Origin of the sequence: Pseudomonas sp. (assembly GCF_049590575.1) — a bacterium.
Classification (GTDB): domain Bacteria; phylum Pseudomonadota; class Gammaproteobacteria; order Pseudomonadales; family Pseudomonadaceae; genus Aquipseudomonas.
Genome location: NZ_JBAWDE010000099.1, coordinates 64,683 through 80,167 on the forward strand (window position 1 = coordinate 64,683; position 15,485 = coordinate 80,167).

Consider the following 15,485-nt stretch of genomic DNA (forward strand, 5'->3'; position numbering starts at 1 on the left):
TGACCCATGGCTGACTCTGCTTTCTTCTGTCCCCTGTCCCACGAAGGCGTTCTCGCCGTCCGCGGCTCCGATGCTGCCAAGTTCCTTCAGGGCCAACTGACCTGCAACCTCAATTACCTGAGCGATACGCAGGCCAGCCTCGGCGCGCGCTGCACGCAAAAAGGGCGCATGCAGTCGAGCTTTCGCATTCTGTTGCAAGGTGACGGCGTACTCCTGGCGATGGCCTCCGAGCTGCTCGAACCACAGTTGGCAGACCTGAAGAAATACGCGGTATTTTCCAAATCCAAACTCACCGACGAAAGCGCCGCGTGGGTAAGGTTCGGCCTGGCCGATGCCGATCATGCCCTGTCCAGCCTGGGTCTGGAGCTGCCGGCCGAAACCGACAGCGTCGCGCGCACTGAGCATTTGGTGGCCATTCGTGTCTCCCCCGGCCGCAGTGAACTCTGGGTACCCGCCGAACACGTCGAAGCCGTACGCAGCCAATTGGCCGCACAACTGCCACAAGCCGATCTGAACGCATGGCTGCTGGGCCAGATCCGCGCCGGTATCGGCCAGGTCATGCCCCAGACGCGCGAACTGTTCATCCCGCAGATGCTCAACCTGCAAGCCGTGGGCGGTGTCAGCTTCAAGAAGGGCTGCTACACAGGTCAGGAAATCGTCGCGCGCATGCAGTATCTGGGCAAACTCAAGCGCCGCCTGTACCGCCTGAGCCTCGACGCGGCGCAAATGCCCGAGCCAGGCACGCCGCTGTTTTCCCCCAGCCATAACAGCGCCATCGGCGAAGTAGTGATTGCCGCCAAAGCTGACCAGGTGATTGAACTTCTGGCCGTGTTGCAAGCCGAAGCTGCCGATAGTGGCGATGTGCATGTAGGTTCCCTGGAAGGCCCCGGTTTACAAGTGCTCGACCTGCCCTACCCACTCGACCGTGATCGAGAGATCCAGCGTTAGTCGCCGTACTTTTTTGCAACACCCTAGAGATCATGAATGAACAAGCTGGCGGAAAAAGTCCAACAGGCTTTGGTGATGGCCATCGACAACGATGACCTGGTTCTGCCGACATTGCCGGAAGTGGCCCTGAACATTCGTCAGGCCGCAGAGGACCCGGAAATCAGCATCAGCCATTTGAGCAAAGTGATCGGTCGTGACACCGCGCTGTCGGCACGCCTGATCAAAGTGGTGAATAGCCCGCTGCTCCGCGCGACCCAAGAAGTGACCGACCTGCACACCGCCATCACGCGACTGGGCACCAACTACAGCAGTAACCTGGCCATTGGTCTGGTGATGGAACAGATTTTCCACGCCCGCTCCGAGGTGGTCGAACAGAAAATGCGCGATGTGTGGCGCCGCAGCCTTGAAGTGGCGGGCGTCAGTTACGCCCTGTGCCGCCGCTATAGCCACCTCAAGCCCGACCAGGCGGCACTCGGCGGCCTGGTGCACCAGATCGGCGTGCTGCCGATCCTGACCTACGCCGAAGACCACTATGAGCTGCTCTCGGACCCGGTCAGCCTCAACCACGTGATCGACAGCATCCACCCGTTGCTGGGCGACAAGCTGCTGGGGGGCTGGGACTTCCCGGAAATGCTGGCAAACCTGCCGGGGCAATACCTGAACCTCGAACGCGATTCAGCCAGCCTGGACTACATCGACCTGGTGCAAGTCGCTGTGCTGTATTGCCATCGTGGCACCGATCACCCCCTGGCGAACGTGCAAGTGTCTACCCTGCCCGCGATCAAGAAACTGCGCTTCGACCCCTACAGCGAGACATTACGCGCAGAGCTGGATGAAGCGCGCTCAATGTTCTACTGATCAACCGGCGATAAAACTCACGCGCACCTTCAACCCCGCCTGCGCGCCATCGTGCAGGCTGATCTGCGCCAGGTGCGCCCGGCAGATTTCACCGACGATCGCCAACCCCAGGCCAGAGCCCATGCCCTGCTGGCTGCGTCGGTAGAAGCGCTCGAACACCCGGTCCCGCTCGTCCAGCGGAATGCCTGGGCCATCATCCTCGACTTCCAGCACCGCCGGCGCTGTCACCCGCAGGATCACGTTACCGCCCGGTGGCGTGTGCGCCAGGGCGTTATCCACGAGGTTGCTCAGCAGCTCGTTGAGCAGTGTCGGCTCGCCGCGCAGCCACACCGGCTCGTCGGCCTCCAACGCCAGCGCCACGCCACGTGCATGGGCCAGAGGCGCCATGGCCATGCCCAATTCGCGCGCCAGCTGGCTGAGGTCAAGCAACTGGGCGCCGCCTTCGGCAATCGCGCGGGCGCCGTTTTCGATACGCGCCAGGGACAACAATTGATTGGCCAGATGGGTCAGGCGGTCTGTGCCCTGGGCTGCGGTTTCCAGGGTGCTGCGCCACGTCGCAGGTTCCTGCGCGCGCAGGCCCAGTTCCAGCCGCGCCTTGAGTGCCGCCAGCGGAGTGCGCAGTTCGTGCGCCGCGTCGGCTATAAACTGCGCCTGGCGCTCGAACTGGCCGCGCAGGCGTTCGGTAAAGTGGTTGAGCGAGCGCACCAGTGGGCCGAATTCGTGCTGCACTTCCACCAATGGCAAGGGCCGCAGGTCGTCCGGCTGGCGCTCCTCCACCGCCGTGCGCAGCCGCTCGAGCGGGCGCAACGCCGCGCTGACGGCAAACCACACCAACAGCAAGGCACCGATGGCCAGCATGCCCAGGCGCAGCAACGTGTCGGCCATCAGGCTGCGGGCCATGCTGACACGTGCCTCGTCGGTCTCGGCCACGCGAATCTCTGCCATGCCGTTCATGTTCGGTTCGGAGACCGCCTTGAGCAGGCTCACCACCCGCACCGGCTGGCCCTGATACACCGCGTCATAAAAACGCGCCAGCGCCGGATAGTCGTCGGTGCGTGGTGTGCCGGGAGGCGGGCCGGGAAGGTTTTCGTAACCGGAGATCAGCTTCTGATCAATGTCGTTGACCTGGTAGTAAATACGCCCGGCGCTGTCGTAGGCGAAGGTGTCCAGGGCCACGTACGGCACATTGGCGCTGAGGGTGCCGTCCACCTGGGTCAAACCGGCAGCAATCGTGCGCGCCGAAGCCAGCAACGTGCGGTCATAGGCTGTATCCGCCGCCTCGCGCCCATTCCAGTAGGCGCTCATGCCGCTGGCAACCATCAACAACACCAGCAACACCGCCAGGTTCCACAACAGGCGCCAGCGCAGGCTGCTGGGCTTATGCATCGCGGGCTTCCAGCAGGTAACCGAGGCCGCGGAAGGTCACGATGGCGATGGGCTGGCCATCGAGCTTCTTGCGCAGGCGATGCACGTAGATCTCGATCGCATCCGGGCTGGCCTCTTCGTCCAGGCCGAACACCTGGGAAGCCAGTTGCTCCTTGCTCATCACCCGACCTGGGCGTGCGATCAGCGCTTCAAGCACGGCCTGCTCGCGGGAGGTCAATGTCATCAACTCGCCACCGACAGTGAAACGCCGTGTATCAAGGTCATACACCAGCACACCGCAAGCCTGCTGGCGCTCGCCGCCCAGCACACTGCGCCGCAGCAGCGCCTTGACCCGCGCTTCCAGCTCCGTCAGCTCAAAAGGCTTGGCCAGGTAGTCGTCGGCGCCGAGATTCAGGCCATGCACGCGGTCCTTCACATCACTGCGCGCGGTCAGCATCAGCACAGGCAGATTTTTCCCACGCGCCCGCAGGCGCGCCAAAACCTCAAAACCGTCCATGCGCGGCAGCCCCACATCGAGGATCACCACCGCGTATTCCTCGCTGCTCAGGGCCAAGTCCGCGGCCACCCCATCGTGCAACACATCGACGGTCAAACCCGTGCTCTTGAGCGCCTGGGCGACACTTTCGGCGAGTTGCAGATGGTCTTCAACCAGGAGGACACGCATGGATTTCTACCTCATTCAGGGGTGGTCGACGCCACGCTTTGGCGGGCAGTTTACAGGCGCATCCTGCCCTGTGAAGCCCGAAAACATTGAAAGACAGCTGAAAGGTTAGTGAAAGCTTCGCGCTTTAGCATCCAGCCATGGTGGGTAGTGCCCGCCGAGCGACCCGACGGTCGCGACTGAAAAACGCCCCGAAGCGTTTTCGCCTAATAAGAACAATAACCGGAGTTCCAACGATGCTGCCGACACAGCCACAGGCTTGCCCGCCTGTTCGTTTTTCTCGCCTTGCCCAGACCGCCCTTGCCAGTGCCACCGCGTTTGCCGGCTTTTCGCCGCTTACCCAGGCGGCCTTCTTCAAAGACAGCAGCGCCACCCTCGAAACCCGCAACATGTACTTCAACCGCGACTTCCGCGACGGCACGAGCGCGCAACAATCCAAGCGTGACGAATGGGCCCAGGGCTTCATGCTCAACCTGCAGTCCGGCTACACCGACGGCACCGTCGGCTTTGGCGTAGACGCGTTGGGCATGCTCGGGGTCAAGCTCGACTCCAGCCCGGACCGCACCGGCACCGGCCTGCTGCCCACCCACGACGACGGCCGCGCCGCCAACGAATACTCCAAGCTGGGCCTGACCGGCAAAGTAAAAATCTCCGCAACGGAATTGAAGATCGGCGCATTGATTCCCGAACTGCCGACCCTCAAGCCCAACGACGGACGCATCCTGCCGCAAACCTTCGAAGGCGGCCTGCTCAGTTCCAAGGAATTCAAGAACCTGGTGTTTACCGGCGGCCGCCTGAACAAGGCCAAGGACCGCGACGACACCAACTACGAAGACATCGGCCTGAATAACCGCAACAGCCGCTTCGTTGCCGGCGCCACCGGTAAACATTTCGACTTCGGCGGCGTGGATTACAAGTTCGCCGACAAGATCACCGGCAGCTACCACTTCGCCCAACTCGACAACGTATACCGCCAACACTTCCTCGGCCTGGTGGCGTCGCGCCCGATGGGCCCTGGCACCTTCGGCACCGACCTGCGGCTGGCGATCAGCGACGACACCGGCAGCGCCCGTGGCGGCAAGATCGACAACAAATCCCTCAATGGCCTGTTCAGCTATGCCCTCAATGGCCATAAGCTCAGCGCCGGCTACCAGCACATGTCCGGCGATAGCGCCTTTCCCTACGTCGACGGGAGCGATCCGTACCTTGTCAACTTCGTGCAAATCAACGACTTTGCAGGCGCCGAGGAACGCTCCTGGCAAGCTCGCTACGACTACGACTTCGCCAAGCTGGGCATTCCCGGCCTGAGTTTCATGAGCCGTTACCTGTCGGGTGACAATATCAAGCTCCGGAACGGCGAGACCGGCAAGGAGTGGGAGCGCAACACCGAGATTCGTTACATCGTGCAAAGCGGCACGTTCAAGGATGTGGCCCTGCGCCTGCGTAACGCGACGTACCGCTCCAACTATTCAGCCCGTGATGCGGATGAAGTGCGTGTGCTGGTCAGCTACAGCATCTCGCTCTGGTAAGCAGCAACTCATAACAACAAGACGGAGAAACACATGACCCTTTCATTGCGTAAATTGGCCCTCGCCGCCGGCTGCATGCTGTTCGCCGGCCAACTGCTGGCCGCGGAAGAGCCCAAGCGTCCGGAATGCATCGCCCCCGCCTCGCCCGGTGGTGGCTTTGACCTGACCTGCAAACTGGCGCAGAGCGCGCTGGTCAACGAAAAGTTGCTGAGCAAGCCGATGCGCGTGACCTATATGCCGGGCGGCGTGGGTGCAGTGGCCTACAACGCGGTGGTGGCGCAGCGGCCTGCAGACGCCGGCACCCTGGTAGCGTGGTCCAGCGGCTCGCTGCTGAACCTGGCACAAGGCAAGTTCGGGCGTTTCGATGAAAGCGCCGTGCGTTGGCTGGCAGCGGTCGGCACCAGTTACGGGGCGATCGCGGTGAAAGCGGATTCGCCCTACAAGTCCCTCGACGATCTGGTCAAAGCCCTGAAGAAAGACCCAGGCAGCGTGGTGATTGGTTCCGGCGGCACCGTCGGCAGCCAGGACTGGATGCAGACCGCGCTGATCGCCAAGGCCGCCGGGATCAACCCGCGCGAGCTGCGTTATGTGGCCCTCGAAGGCGGCGGTGAAATCGCCACCGCCCTGCTCGGTGGCCACATCCAGGTCGGCAGTACCGACATTTCCGACTCCATGCCGCACATCCTCAGCGGTGACATGCGCCTGCTGGCGGTGTTCTCCGAAGAGCGCCTGGACGAGCCGGAAATGAAGAATATTCCGACCGCCAAAGAGCAGGGTTACGACATCGTCTGGCCGGTGGTACGCGGTTTCTACCTCGGGCCAAAAGTCAGCGATGCCGACTACGCCTGGTGGAAAGAAGCGTTCGACAAACTGCTGGCCTCCGAAGAGTTCGCCAAGTTGCGTGACCAGCGCGAGCTGTTCCCGTTCGCCCTGACCGGTCCGGAGCTGGACACCTACGTCAAGAAACAGGTGGCTGACTACAAAGTGCTAGCCAAAGAGTTCGGCCTGATCCAGTAATCGCCCCGCTTTTGCGCGGCCGCGCCCTCATCAACAAGGGCAGCGGCCCAGGAGTTCCATATGCTCTTACAACGCATTTTCGCCTCGGTGATGCTGCTGGTCTGCGCGGGTCTCGCGCTGATGGCCTGGCCGTATCAAGCGGCATTTTCCTACGAGCCGGTTGGCCCTCGCGCTTACCCGCTGCTGATGCTTGGGCTGATGAGCCTGGGGCTGATCTACATGCTGATTCGTCCGCAGCCGACCAAACACACCGAAGAAGAGCCCGCACTCGATCGCCAGACCTTGGTCAAGATCGGCATCTGCGTCGCGCTGCTGCTGGTGTTCGCCGGTACCTTCGAACCGCTCGGCTTCATTCTCAGCAGCATGCTGATCGGCATTCCTATGGCGCGCCTGTACGGTGGCCGCTGGTTGCCCAGCGTGGTGATCGTCGGCCTGATGGCCATCGGTCTTTATCTGTTGTTCGATAAAGCCATGGATGTTCCGCTGCCCCTCGGCCTGCTCGACGTTCTGGAGAACTGATATGGATACTTTTGGCTATTTGGGCCAGGGCTTCGGCGTTGCGCTGTCCCCCTACAACCTGGTGACCGCGCTGTGCGGCACCTTGATCGGCACGGTGGTCGGCCTGCTGCCGGGCCTGGGCCCGATCAACGGCGTGGCGCTGTTGATCCCGATCGCCTTTGCCCTGGGCCTGCCGCCGGAATCGGCATTGATCCTGCTGGCAGCCGTGTACCTGGGCTGCGAATACGGCGGCCGGATCAGCTCGATCCTGCTGAACATCCCCGGCGAAGCGTCCACCGTGATGACCACCCTTGACGGCTACCCGATGGCCCGCAAAGGCCTGGCCGGTGTAGCCTTGTCGCTGTCGGCATGGAGTTCGTTCATCGGCGCGTTTATCGCCACCTGCGGCATGGTGCTGTTTGCGCCGTTGCTGGCCAAGTGGGCGATTGCCTTCGGGCCGGCAGAATATTTCGTACTGATGGTGTTCGCGATTGTCTGCCTGGGCGGCATGGCCGGTGACAAACCGCTGAAGACCTTTGTGGCGGCTTTGATCGGCCTGTTCCTGTCGGCCGTGGGCATTGACGCCAACAGCGGCGTGTACCGTTTTACCGGCGATAACATCCACCTGACCGACGGCATCCAGTTTGTGGTGTTGGTGCTCGGTTTGTTCTCCATCAGTGAAATCCTGCTGCTGCTGGAAAAAACCCACCGTGGCCAGGAGGCGGTCAAAGCCACCGGGCGGATGATGTTCAACCTGAAGGAAGCTGGCGCGGTGTTCATGGTGAACATCCGTTGCGGCCTGCTGGGTTTCATCATGGGCGTGCTGCCGGGCGCCGGTGCGACGCTGGCCTCAGCGGTTGCCTACATGACCGAGAAACGCCTGGCCGGTGCCAGCGGTAAATTCGGCCAGGGCGACATGCGCGGCCTGGCGGCACCGGAAACCGCAATCGGCGCATCCGCCTGCGGCGCCCTGGTGCCGATGCTGACCCTGGGCGTACCGGGTTCGGGCACCACGGCGGTGATGATCGGCGCGCTGTCGCTGTACAACATCACTCCGGGCCCGCTGTTGTTCCAACAGCAACCTGATATCGTCTGGGGCCTGATCGCCTCGTTGTTTATCGCCAATATCATGCTGGTGATCCTCAACATCCCGATGATCCGCATCTTCACGCGCATCCTGGCCGTGCCGAACTGGGCACTGGTGCCGGTGATCGCGATCATTACCGCAATCGGCGTATACGCGGTTCATGCGACCACCTTCGACCTGTTCCTGATGGTCGGTATCGGCATCTTCGGTTACATCCTGCGCAAGCTGGACTTCCCGCTGTCGCCCGTACTGCTGGGCTTTATCCTTGGTGGCTTGATGGAGCAGAACCTGCGCCGCGCACTGTCGATCTCCAACGGTGCGCTGGACATCCTCTGGTCGAGCCCGATCACCTTTGGTGTGTGGGTGCTGACCGCGCTGATGCTGATGTTCCCGCTGGTGCGCATTTACCGCAAACGTGCCCTGCAGCGTCGTACCGTGGCCGATGTCTGAGGTCACCTTTAAACAATGGTGGGGAACACCGCTGGTCGGTCTGGCCGGCGGTTACCTGGCCAGCCTGGTCGGCTGGCCATTGCCCTACATGGTCGGCTCGCTGCTGGCGATCATCCTGGTGCGTTGCCTGACGCCGTGGCAGTTGGCGGAGATTCCCGGCGGGCGCAAATGCGGGCAATGGGTGGTCGGCATTGGCATCGGGCTGCACTTCACCCCGGTGGTGATCGAACAAGTGATGAGTCACTTCGGCCTGATTTTTTTCGGCGCGTTGGTCACCAGCCTGTCGAGCATTGTCGGCGTGTGGTTGATGCGCCGCAGCGGCGAAGACCGCGCCACGGCATTCTTCTCGAGCATGCCGGGCGGTTCCGGCGAGATGGTCAACCTCGGCGCGCGCAATGGCGCGGTGCTCAGCCGTGTCGCGGCGGGCCAGAGCTTGCGCGTGCTGGTGGTGGTGCTGTGTGTGCCGGCGATCTTCAAGTATTTGCTGGAGGGCGGCGCACCGCAGTTTCATCCGGCGCCGGTGAGCTGGGCATGGCTGGCGGTGCTGTTTCCGGTTGGCGCGCTGGTGGCATGGGGCTGGCAGCGCTTGCGTCAGCCCAACCCGTGGCTGTTTGGCCCGTTGCTGGTGAGTGCGACGGCCAGCGTGGTCTGGGACCTGCACATCGGCCTGCCGGATGGCGGCAGCCAGATTGGCCAATGGCTGATCGGCAGCGGCTTGGGCTGTCATTTCAACCGGCAGTTCTTTCGGCGTGCGCCGTCGTTCATGGGCCGCACCTTGATCGGCACGGCGCTGACCATGGCGCTGGCGACGCTGGCGGCGGTGGGTTTAAGTGCCCTGACCCACTTGGACCTGCGTTCACTGACCCTGGGCATGATGCCTGGCGGCATAGCCGAAATGAGCCTCACGGCCGAGACCTTGCAACTGTCGGTTCCGTTGGTGACGGCAATGCAGGTGATGCGTTTGTTGTTCGTGCTGTTTCTGGCGGAGCCGTTGTTTAGGTATTGGAACCGTCAGCCCGAGAAATTTTAGCGCCGTACCTTCTGCAGTTAGCCTTGGAGTGGCGGCAACCGCCACTCAATCGGCGTCTCGCCATTCTGTTCAAGAAACTTGTTGGTGCGGCTGAAATGCCCGCAACCCAGAAACCCTCGATACGCCGACAACGGCGACGGATGCACCGACGTCAGCACCAGGTGCTTGGTTGCATCGATCAGCTTCTGCTTGCTCTGCGCATGCGCGCCCCACAGCAAAAACACCAGGTGCGGCTGATGCTCGCTGACCACCTCGATAATCCGATCAGTAAAGAACTGCCAGCCCTTGCCCGCATGCGCATTGGCATTGGCGCGCTCGACGGTCATGGTGGTGTTGAGCATCAGCACGCCCTGGTCGGCCCAGCTTTGCAGGTAGCCGTGGTTGGGAATGTCGATGTTCAAGTCGCGCTTGAGTTCTTTGTAGATGTTGACCAGCGACGGCGGCGTCGGCACGCCCGGCTGTACCGAGAAGCATAGGCCGTGAGCCTGGCCGGGGCCGTGGTACGGGTCCTGGCCGAGGATCACCACCTTGACCTTGTCCAGGGGCGTGGAATTGAGGGCATTGAAAATCAGCGGGCCGGGCGGGTAGATCTCTTTGCCGGCGGCGTGTTCCTGGCGCAGGAACTCGCGCAATTGCGCCATGTAGGGCTGCTCGAACTCATCCCGCAGGGCATGTTTCCAGCTGGGTTCGAGTTTGATACGGTCGCCTTCAGTCATGGTGTGTTCGTCGTCTGAAAAAGAATGCGCGAACCCTAGGAAAGCTGACCCCGCTTGTCAATTGATCTGACGCACAACCGGCACTTTCCCACGAACCGATCATACTGAACCTTCACTTTCTCGATTGAGGTCACGATGAACCTGCACTTCGAAGAGCTGACCGGCAGCGACGGTGCCCGCATCGGCATCGCCAGCCTGGACGCTGAAAAGTCCCTCAATGCCCTCTCCTTGCCGATGATCCTGGCGCTGGGCGACCGCCTGGATGCCTGGGCCAAGGACCCGAATATCGTGTGCGTGCTGCTGCGCGGCAATGGGCCCAAGGCCTTTTGCGCCGGTGGCGAAGTGCGCAGCCTGGCCCTGGCCTGCCGCGAACACCCAGGTGAAGTGCCGGCCCTGGCCGCGCAGTTTTTTGCCGCTGAATATCTCCTCGACTACCGCCTGCACACCTACCCCAAACCGGTGATCTGCTGGGGTCATGGCTACGTGCTGGGCGGTGGCATGGGCCTGCTGCAAAGCGCGGCGGTGCGCATCGTCACGCCGAGCAGCCGCCTGGCCATGCCCGAGATCAGCATCGGCCTGTACCCGGACGTGGGCGCCAGTTGGTTCCTGTCGCGCCTGCCGGGCAAGCTCGGGTTGTTCCTGGGCCTGACCGGCGCGCACATCAACGGCCGTGACGCCCTGGACCTCGGCCTGGCCGACCGTTTCCTGCGTGATGACCAACAAGACGAGCTGCTCGATGGCCTGCTGCAACTGAATTGGCAGGAGCAAATTCCGATGCAGCTCAACAGCCTGCTCAAAGCGCTGGCCCAGGAAGCTGTCGAGCAACAACCAGAGGCGCAGTGGCTGCCGCGCCGCGCGCAGATCGACGAGTGGCTGGACGTCGGTGACGTCCGCTGCGCCTGGCGCGCCTTGAGCTTTTTACGCGACCACGCCGACCCGCTGTTCAGCCGCGCCGGCAAGACCTTGAGCGAAGGCTGCCCACTCACGGCGCATCTGGTATGGGAACAGATCCAGCGCGCCCGCCACTTATCCCTGGCCCAGGTGTTCCAGATGGAATACACCCTGAGCCTCAACTGCTGCCGGCACCCGGAATTCGGTGAAGGCGTGCGTGCGCGGCTCATCGACAAGGACCAGACGCCCCACTGGCATTGGCCGGACATCAACACAGTGCCGGAGGCGGTGGTACAGGCGCATTTCACTAAGGCGTGGGAAGGCCGGCATCCGTTGGCGGACTTATCTGATTATTAATTTATTACGCCCACAAAAAACGGCGCTTCCTGCGCCGTTTGCATTCCAGGCCTGTCAGCGGTGACCGCCGTGGCCGCCGCCGTGATCACCACCGCGACCGTGCCCGCCGTTGCGTCCACCGCCGTGATCACCCCACCCATGGTTCGGGTAAGGCCGGTAACCGGCCCTCGGCCCCGACGGGTAGTAGCGAGGTGCCGGCTGATAGTACCTCGGCGCCGAATAGTAACGCGGAGGCGGTGCGTAATAGCGTGGCGCCGGGTAGTAACCCTGGCGGTATTGATACACCGTGCCACCGCCGTAGTAATACGCAGGCGCCGGTGCGGTGTAGACCTCGGAACGGTAGTAGGTCTGGCCTCCATCGTAGTAGGGCACACAAGCGGAAAGGGTGAGAGCAAGTAAAGCGCTGAGCAGCAGTCGTCGATACATGGCGGCCTCCTGGACCGCGGAAGAGCACCTCCAGCGACGCTGGAGGGCGGCACTCAGCTTTTTGCCGAATGACAAGGTATCGGACACCGAAATCCGAATCTGGTGCGTTTTGGTAACAACTTGATACATCAATCTGGATGGCGGAAGAGTGTCCACCCGCATAGCGTTTATCTATCATTTGGCTTTATCGATTCAGTAAATTTATCTGGCTCGAAACTTTCTCGATTGCGATAGTGTCACTATGCCATCGCACCTCGCCAAGGAGGCTCTAGCGTGCGCCCTTAGCTACTATCGCCGGATTCGAGCCATGAAAATCTCAACCAAACTGCTGCTGTCCTTTCTTTTGTGTGCGCTGGTAACCCTCGGGGTCGGCCTGCTGGGTATCAAAGGTGTCGTCCGGCTCTCCAGTGCGCTGGAACTGACGTTCTCCAACAACCTGGTTTCCGTCGCCAACACGGCAGCCACCCTCAACGGCCTGGTTGCGCATAACCGTGGTTTGTACCGGCTGCTGGACGCGAGCAAAGGCGACGTCGCCGCGCAAGACCGCGACCGCGTGCGCCAAGACATCGCCAGCGAACTCAAGCGCAGCCAGACGGCCTTCGCCACCTACCGCGCAACGCCGCTGGAAGACGACGAACGGGCGGCGGGCGACAAGCTCGACCTGATCTGGCCCAACTACGTCAGCGACTCCGACCGCATTATCGCGATGCTCGACGGCGGGCAAGTCGAACAGGCCCGCGCGCAGCTCAACAGCACCAACAACGAACTGTTCCGCCAGGCGCGCGAGCTGATCCGCGTGATGATCGATTCCAATAACCGCCAGATCAAAGAAGGCGCGGTCGGCGCTGAAGAACTGCGCGACAGTGCGTTGACCTGGATGATCAGCGGGATTGTGCTGGCCTTCATCATCGCCATCATCATTGGCGTGCTGATCACGCGCCTGATCACTCGCCCCATCGCCCAAGCGGTCGAGAGCGCCGAGCGAATCGCCAAGGGCGACCTGACCCAGGCGATCATCACCGAGCGCACCGACGAAGCCGGGCAATTGCTGATGGCGCTGGCGGATATGCAGGGCGGCTTGAAAAGCACCCTGGTGGAAATCGCCAACGCTTCCGACCAGCTCGCTTCGGCCGCCGAAGAACTGAGCGCGGTCACCGATGAAAGCACCCGTGGCCTGACCCGTCAGAATGACGAAATCCAGCAAGCCGCCACCGCCGTGAACCAGATGACCGCCGCCGTGGACGAAGTGGCGAGCAATGCCGTGTCGACCTCGGAAGCCTCGCGCCAGGCCACCGACGAAGCCGAGGACGGCCGCCAGCAAGTGGAGCAGGCCGTCGCCGGCATGAGTTCAATGGTGGGCGAGATCAACGATTCCACCCAATCGGTCGCGGACCTCGCCGGCCAGGTGCGCGAGATCGGCAAGGTGATCGACGTGATCCGCGGCATCGCCGACCAGACTAACCTGCTGGCCCTGAATGCCGCGATCGAAGCCGCCCGCGCGGGTGAACAAGGTCGCGGTTTTGCAGTGGTCGCCGATGAGGTGCGCGCGTTGGCCCATCGCACCCAGACCTCCACCGTCGACATCGAAAAAATGATCGGCGATGTGCAGACCGGCGCCGATGACGCGGTGGCCGCCATGAACAAAAGCCTGAGCTGGGCCAACAACACCCAGACCCTCGCGCAAAACGCCGGTGAAGCACTGCAGCGCATCACCGCCAGCGTGGCGAAGATCAACGAGCGCAACCTGGTGATCGCCTCCGCCTCGGAAGAGCAGGCCCAAGTCGCCCGTGAAGTGGACCGCAACCTGCTCAACATCCAGGACCTGTCCACCCAGACCGCCGCGGGTGCCCACCAGACCAACGCGTCCAGCCAGGACCTGTCGCGCCTGGCCACCTCGTTCAACGTGCTGGTCAGCAAATTCAAGCTGTAACCGCCTCATTGCAGTGCGTCTGCGCACCCGCTTGAGGCACCCGCGCCTCAAGCGAACCCTCCCCCTCCCCTGCCCGGCTGGACAGCCGGGCCTCTTGGCCACTTGGCACGACTCTCGCTTTGCCTCTCCCGTGCAGGATTCATCACAGGTTCGCGGCACCACAATTTGCAAATGGCCGACTAGGGTTCCGGCTCGCTGACAGCGAGTGGCTGGTCCGAGAGTTGGCGACCTCCAGTTGAGGTTACACGGCGGGATAAAAGCCCGGGAGACAGCCACCGTTCACGGTGCCGCGTTGCTCCTGCTCGCCCACGATCAACTGGAGAAGCCCCATGCCCTCAATCCGTTTACCCGCCCTGCTCGCCGCCGCGTTTGCCGTGGTGCTGAGCTTACCCACTCAGGCCGCGACCAAAGACCACTTCAGCGTGTGCTGGACGATTTACGCCGGCTGGATGCCCTGGGAGTACGCCGGCAGCCAAGGCATCCTCGACAAGTGGGCGAAGAAGTACGGGATCAAGATCGACATGGTCCAGCTCAACGACTACGTCGAATCGATCAACCAGTACACCGCCGGCCAGTTCGACGGCTGCACCATGACCAACATGGACGCGCTGACCATCCCCGCCGCCGGTGGCGTGGACAGTACCGCGCTGGTAGTCAGCGACTTCTCCAACGGCAACGATGGCGTGGTGCTCAAGGGCACCGGCAAGACCGTGGCTGACCTCAAGGGCATGAACGTCAACCTGGTGGAACTCTCGGTCTCGCACTACCTGCTGGCCCGCGCACTGGAGTCAGCCGACCTGACGGAAAAAGACCTGAAAGTGGTCAACACCTCCGACGCCGACATAGCCGCCGCCTTCAACACCGACCAGGTGCAAGCCGTGACGACCTGGAACCCGATGCTCTCCGAGATCAAGGCCAAGCCGGGCGTCACGCAAGTGTTCGACTCGAGCAAAGTGCCCGGCGAAATCATGGACATGATGGTCGTCAACACCCAGACCCTCAAAGACAACCCCAAGCTCGGCAAGGCACTGACCGGTGCCTGGTTTGAAGTGGTCGCGCTGATGAACGCCAAGGGCGCCGCCAGCACCGAAGCCCTGGAGCATATGGCCAAGGCCTCCGGCACCGACCTCAAGGGGTTCCAGTCGCAGCTGGACACCACCAAATTGTTCGCCACGCCCCAGGAAGCCCTGGCCTTCGCCACCAGCGCGCAACTGCCGGCGACCATGCGCAAGGTCGCCGAGTTCTCGTTTGAACACGGCCTGCTCGGCGAAGGTGCCAAGGACACCAGTGCCGTGGGCATGAGTTTCGCCAATGGCGTGACCAGCGGCGACACAACCAACCTCAAGCTGCAATTCGACCCCAGCTACGTGCAGATGGCCGCCGACGGCAAGCTGTAAGAGGACCCGGCCATGCGCCTGATCAACCGTCATCCACAACGCTCCAGCCGCCTGCTGTTAGTGTTGCTGCCGTTCGCCCTGCTGCTGTTCGCCTACTTCGTGGGCTCGGCCGAGCGCCTGGCAGAAAACCCCAACGACAAGCTGCTGCCCAGCGCCGTGCAAATGGGCGACGCCATAAAACGCCTGGCGTTCAGCGCCGACGCACGCACCGGTGAATACGTTTTGTGGCAAGACAGCGCGTCGAGCCTGCGGCGCCTGGCGATTGGCCTGGGGATAAGCGCCCTCGCCGGCCTGTGCCTGGGGA

At 62.5% G+C, this 15,485-nt stretch carries 14 protein-coding genes, 1 pseudogene and 1 riboswitch; of the genes and pseudogenes, 11 read left to right on the top strand and 4 right to left on the bottom strand.

Translation table 11 applies throughout. The features are described from left to right. Positions 1–6 precede the first annotated feature (6 nt). Complete coding sequence (locus WBR57_RS08030; protein WP_424083363.1) at positions 7–948, top strand: YgfZ/GcvT domain-containing protein; 942 nt, start codon at positions 7–9, stop codon at positions 946–948. A gap of 36 nt (positions 949–984) precedes the next feature. Then, positions 985–1,806 (top strand): HDOD domain-containing protein, encoded by an 822-nt coding sequence (locus tag WBR57_RS08035; protein ID WP_424083364.1) that lies wholly within the window; start codon positions 985–987, stop codon positions 1,804–1,806. Here WBR57_RS08035 and WBR57_RS08040 read toward each other — a convergent pair whose 3' ends face one another. Further along, positions 1,807–3,192 carry a sensor histidine kinase gene (locus WBR57_RS08040; RefSeq protein ID WP_424083365.1) on the bottom strand — a complete coding sequence of 462 codons (1,386 nt, stop codon included), beginning with the start codon at positions 3,190–3,192 and terminating at the stop codon, positions 1,807–1,809. Next, the gene (locus WBR57_RS08045) at positions 3,185–3,856 is read right to left on the bottom strand and encodes a response regulator (protein ID WP_017137322.1); all 672 of its coding nucleotides are present in this window, start codon (positions 3,854–3,856) and stop codon (positions 3,185–3,187) included. The genes WBR57_RS08040 and WBR57_RS08045 overlap by 8 nt, the downstream gene beginning before the upstream one ends. Positions 3,857–4,089: 233 nt before the next feature. Here WBR57_RS08045 and WBR57_RS08050 point away from each other — a divergent pair, with 233 nt between their 5' ends. From WBR57_RS08050 to WBR57_RS08070, 5 genes are read left to right on the top strand one after another with little or no spacing between them, the layout of a single operon-like run. Continuing rightward, entirely contained in the window at positions 4,090–5,382 is a 1,293-nt protein-coding gene (locus WBR57_RS08050) for an OprD family porin (RefSeq protein WP_424083366.1), read from the top strand. 33 nt (positions 5,383–5,415) lie between these two features. Beyond that, positions 5,416–6,399, top strand: coding sequence for a Bug family tripartite tricarboxylate transporter substrate binding protein (locus tag WBR57_RS08055; RefSeq protein ID WP_424083367.1), 984 nt, complete (start codon positions 5,416–5,418; stop codon positions 6,397–6,399). Positions 6,400–6,459: 60 nt separating this feature from the next. Further along, a complete protein-coding gene (locus WBR57_RS08060; RefSeq protein ID WP_424083368.1) occupies positions 6,460–6,918 on the top strand; it encodes a tripartite tricarboxylate transporter TctB family protein in 459 nt (152 codons plus the stop codon). A gap of 1 nt (position 6,919) precedes the next feature. Further along, positions 6,920–8,434, top strand: a complete 1,515-nt coding sequence (locus tag WBR57_RS08065; RefSeq protein WP_424083369.1) for a tripartite tricarboxylate transporter permease — start codon at positions 6,920–6,922, stop codon at positions 8,432–8,434. Continuing rightward, a complete protein-coding gene (locus WBR57_RS08070; protein WP_424083370.1) occupies positions 8,427–9,464 on the top strand; it encodes an AbrB family transcriptional regulator in 1,038 nt (345 codons plus the stop codon). The genes WBR57_RS08065 and WBR57_RS08070 overlap by 8 nt, the downstream gene beginning before the upstream one ends. Positions 9,465–9,481: 17 nt before the next feature. On the opposite strand, the gene ung is transcribed toward WBR57_RS08070, so the two are convergent. After that, entirely contained in the window at positions 9,482–10,180 is a 699-nt protein-coding gene (gene ung / locus WBR57_RS08075; RefSeq protein WP_424083371.1) for a uracil-DNA glycosylase, read from the bottom strand. 135 nt (positions 10,181–10,315) lie between these two features. On the opposite strand from ung, the gene WBR57_RS08080 reads away from it, so the two are divergent. Continuing rightward, a complete protein-coding gene (locus WBR57_RS08080) occupies positions 10,316–11,428 on the top strand; it encodes an enoyl-CoA hydratase/isomerase family protein (RefSeq protein WP_424083372.1) in 1,113 nt (370 codons plus the stop codon). A gap of 54 nt (positions 11,429–11,482) precedes the next feature. Here the strand turns inward: WBR57_RS08080 and WBR57_RS08085 are convergent, their stop codons facing one another. Beyond that, positions 11,483–11,854 (bottom strand): hypothetical protein, encoded by a 372-nt coding sequence (locus WBR57_RS08085; protein WP_424083373.1) that lies wholly within the window; start codon positions 11,852–11,854, stop codon positions 11,483–11,485. A 307-nt stretch (positions 11,855–12,161) separates the two neighbouring features. On the opposite strand from WBR57_RS08085, the gene WBR57_RS08090 reads away from it, so the two are divergent. The 3 genes and pseudogenes from WBR57_RS08090 to WBR57_RS08100 all read left to right on the top strand — a co-directional run. After that, positions 12,162–13,784: a methyl-accepting chemotaxis protein gene (locus WBR57_RS08090; protein WP_424083374.1), complete on the top strand. Its 1,623-nt coding sequence runs from the start codon at positions 12,162–12,164 to the stop codon at positions 13,782–13,784. A 168-nt stretch (positions 13,785–13,952) separates the two neighbouring features. After that, positions 13,953–14,054, top strand: a riboswitch (guanidine-I (ykkC/yxkD leader). A 59-nt stretch (positions 14,055–14,113) separates the two neighbouring features. After that, on the top strand, positions 14,114–15,181 hold the full coding sequence (locus WBR57_RS08095; protein WP_424083375.1) for a putative urea ABC transporter substrate-binding protein: 1,068 nt from the start codon (positions 14,114–14,116) through the stop codon (positions 15,179–15,181). Between the two features lie 12 nt (positions 15,182–15,193). Further along, a pseudogene (locus WBR57_RS08100) lies at positions 15,194–15,485 on the top strand (ABC transporter permease); the annotation flags it as partial.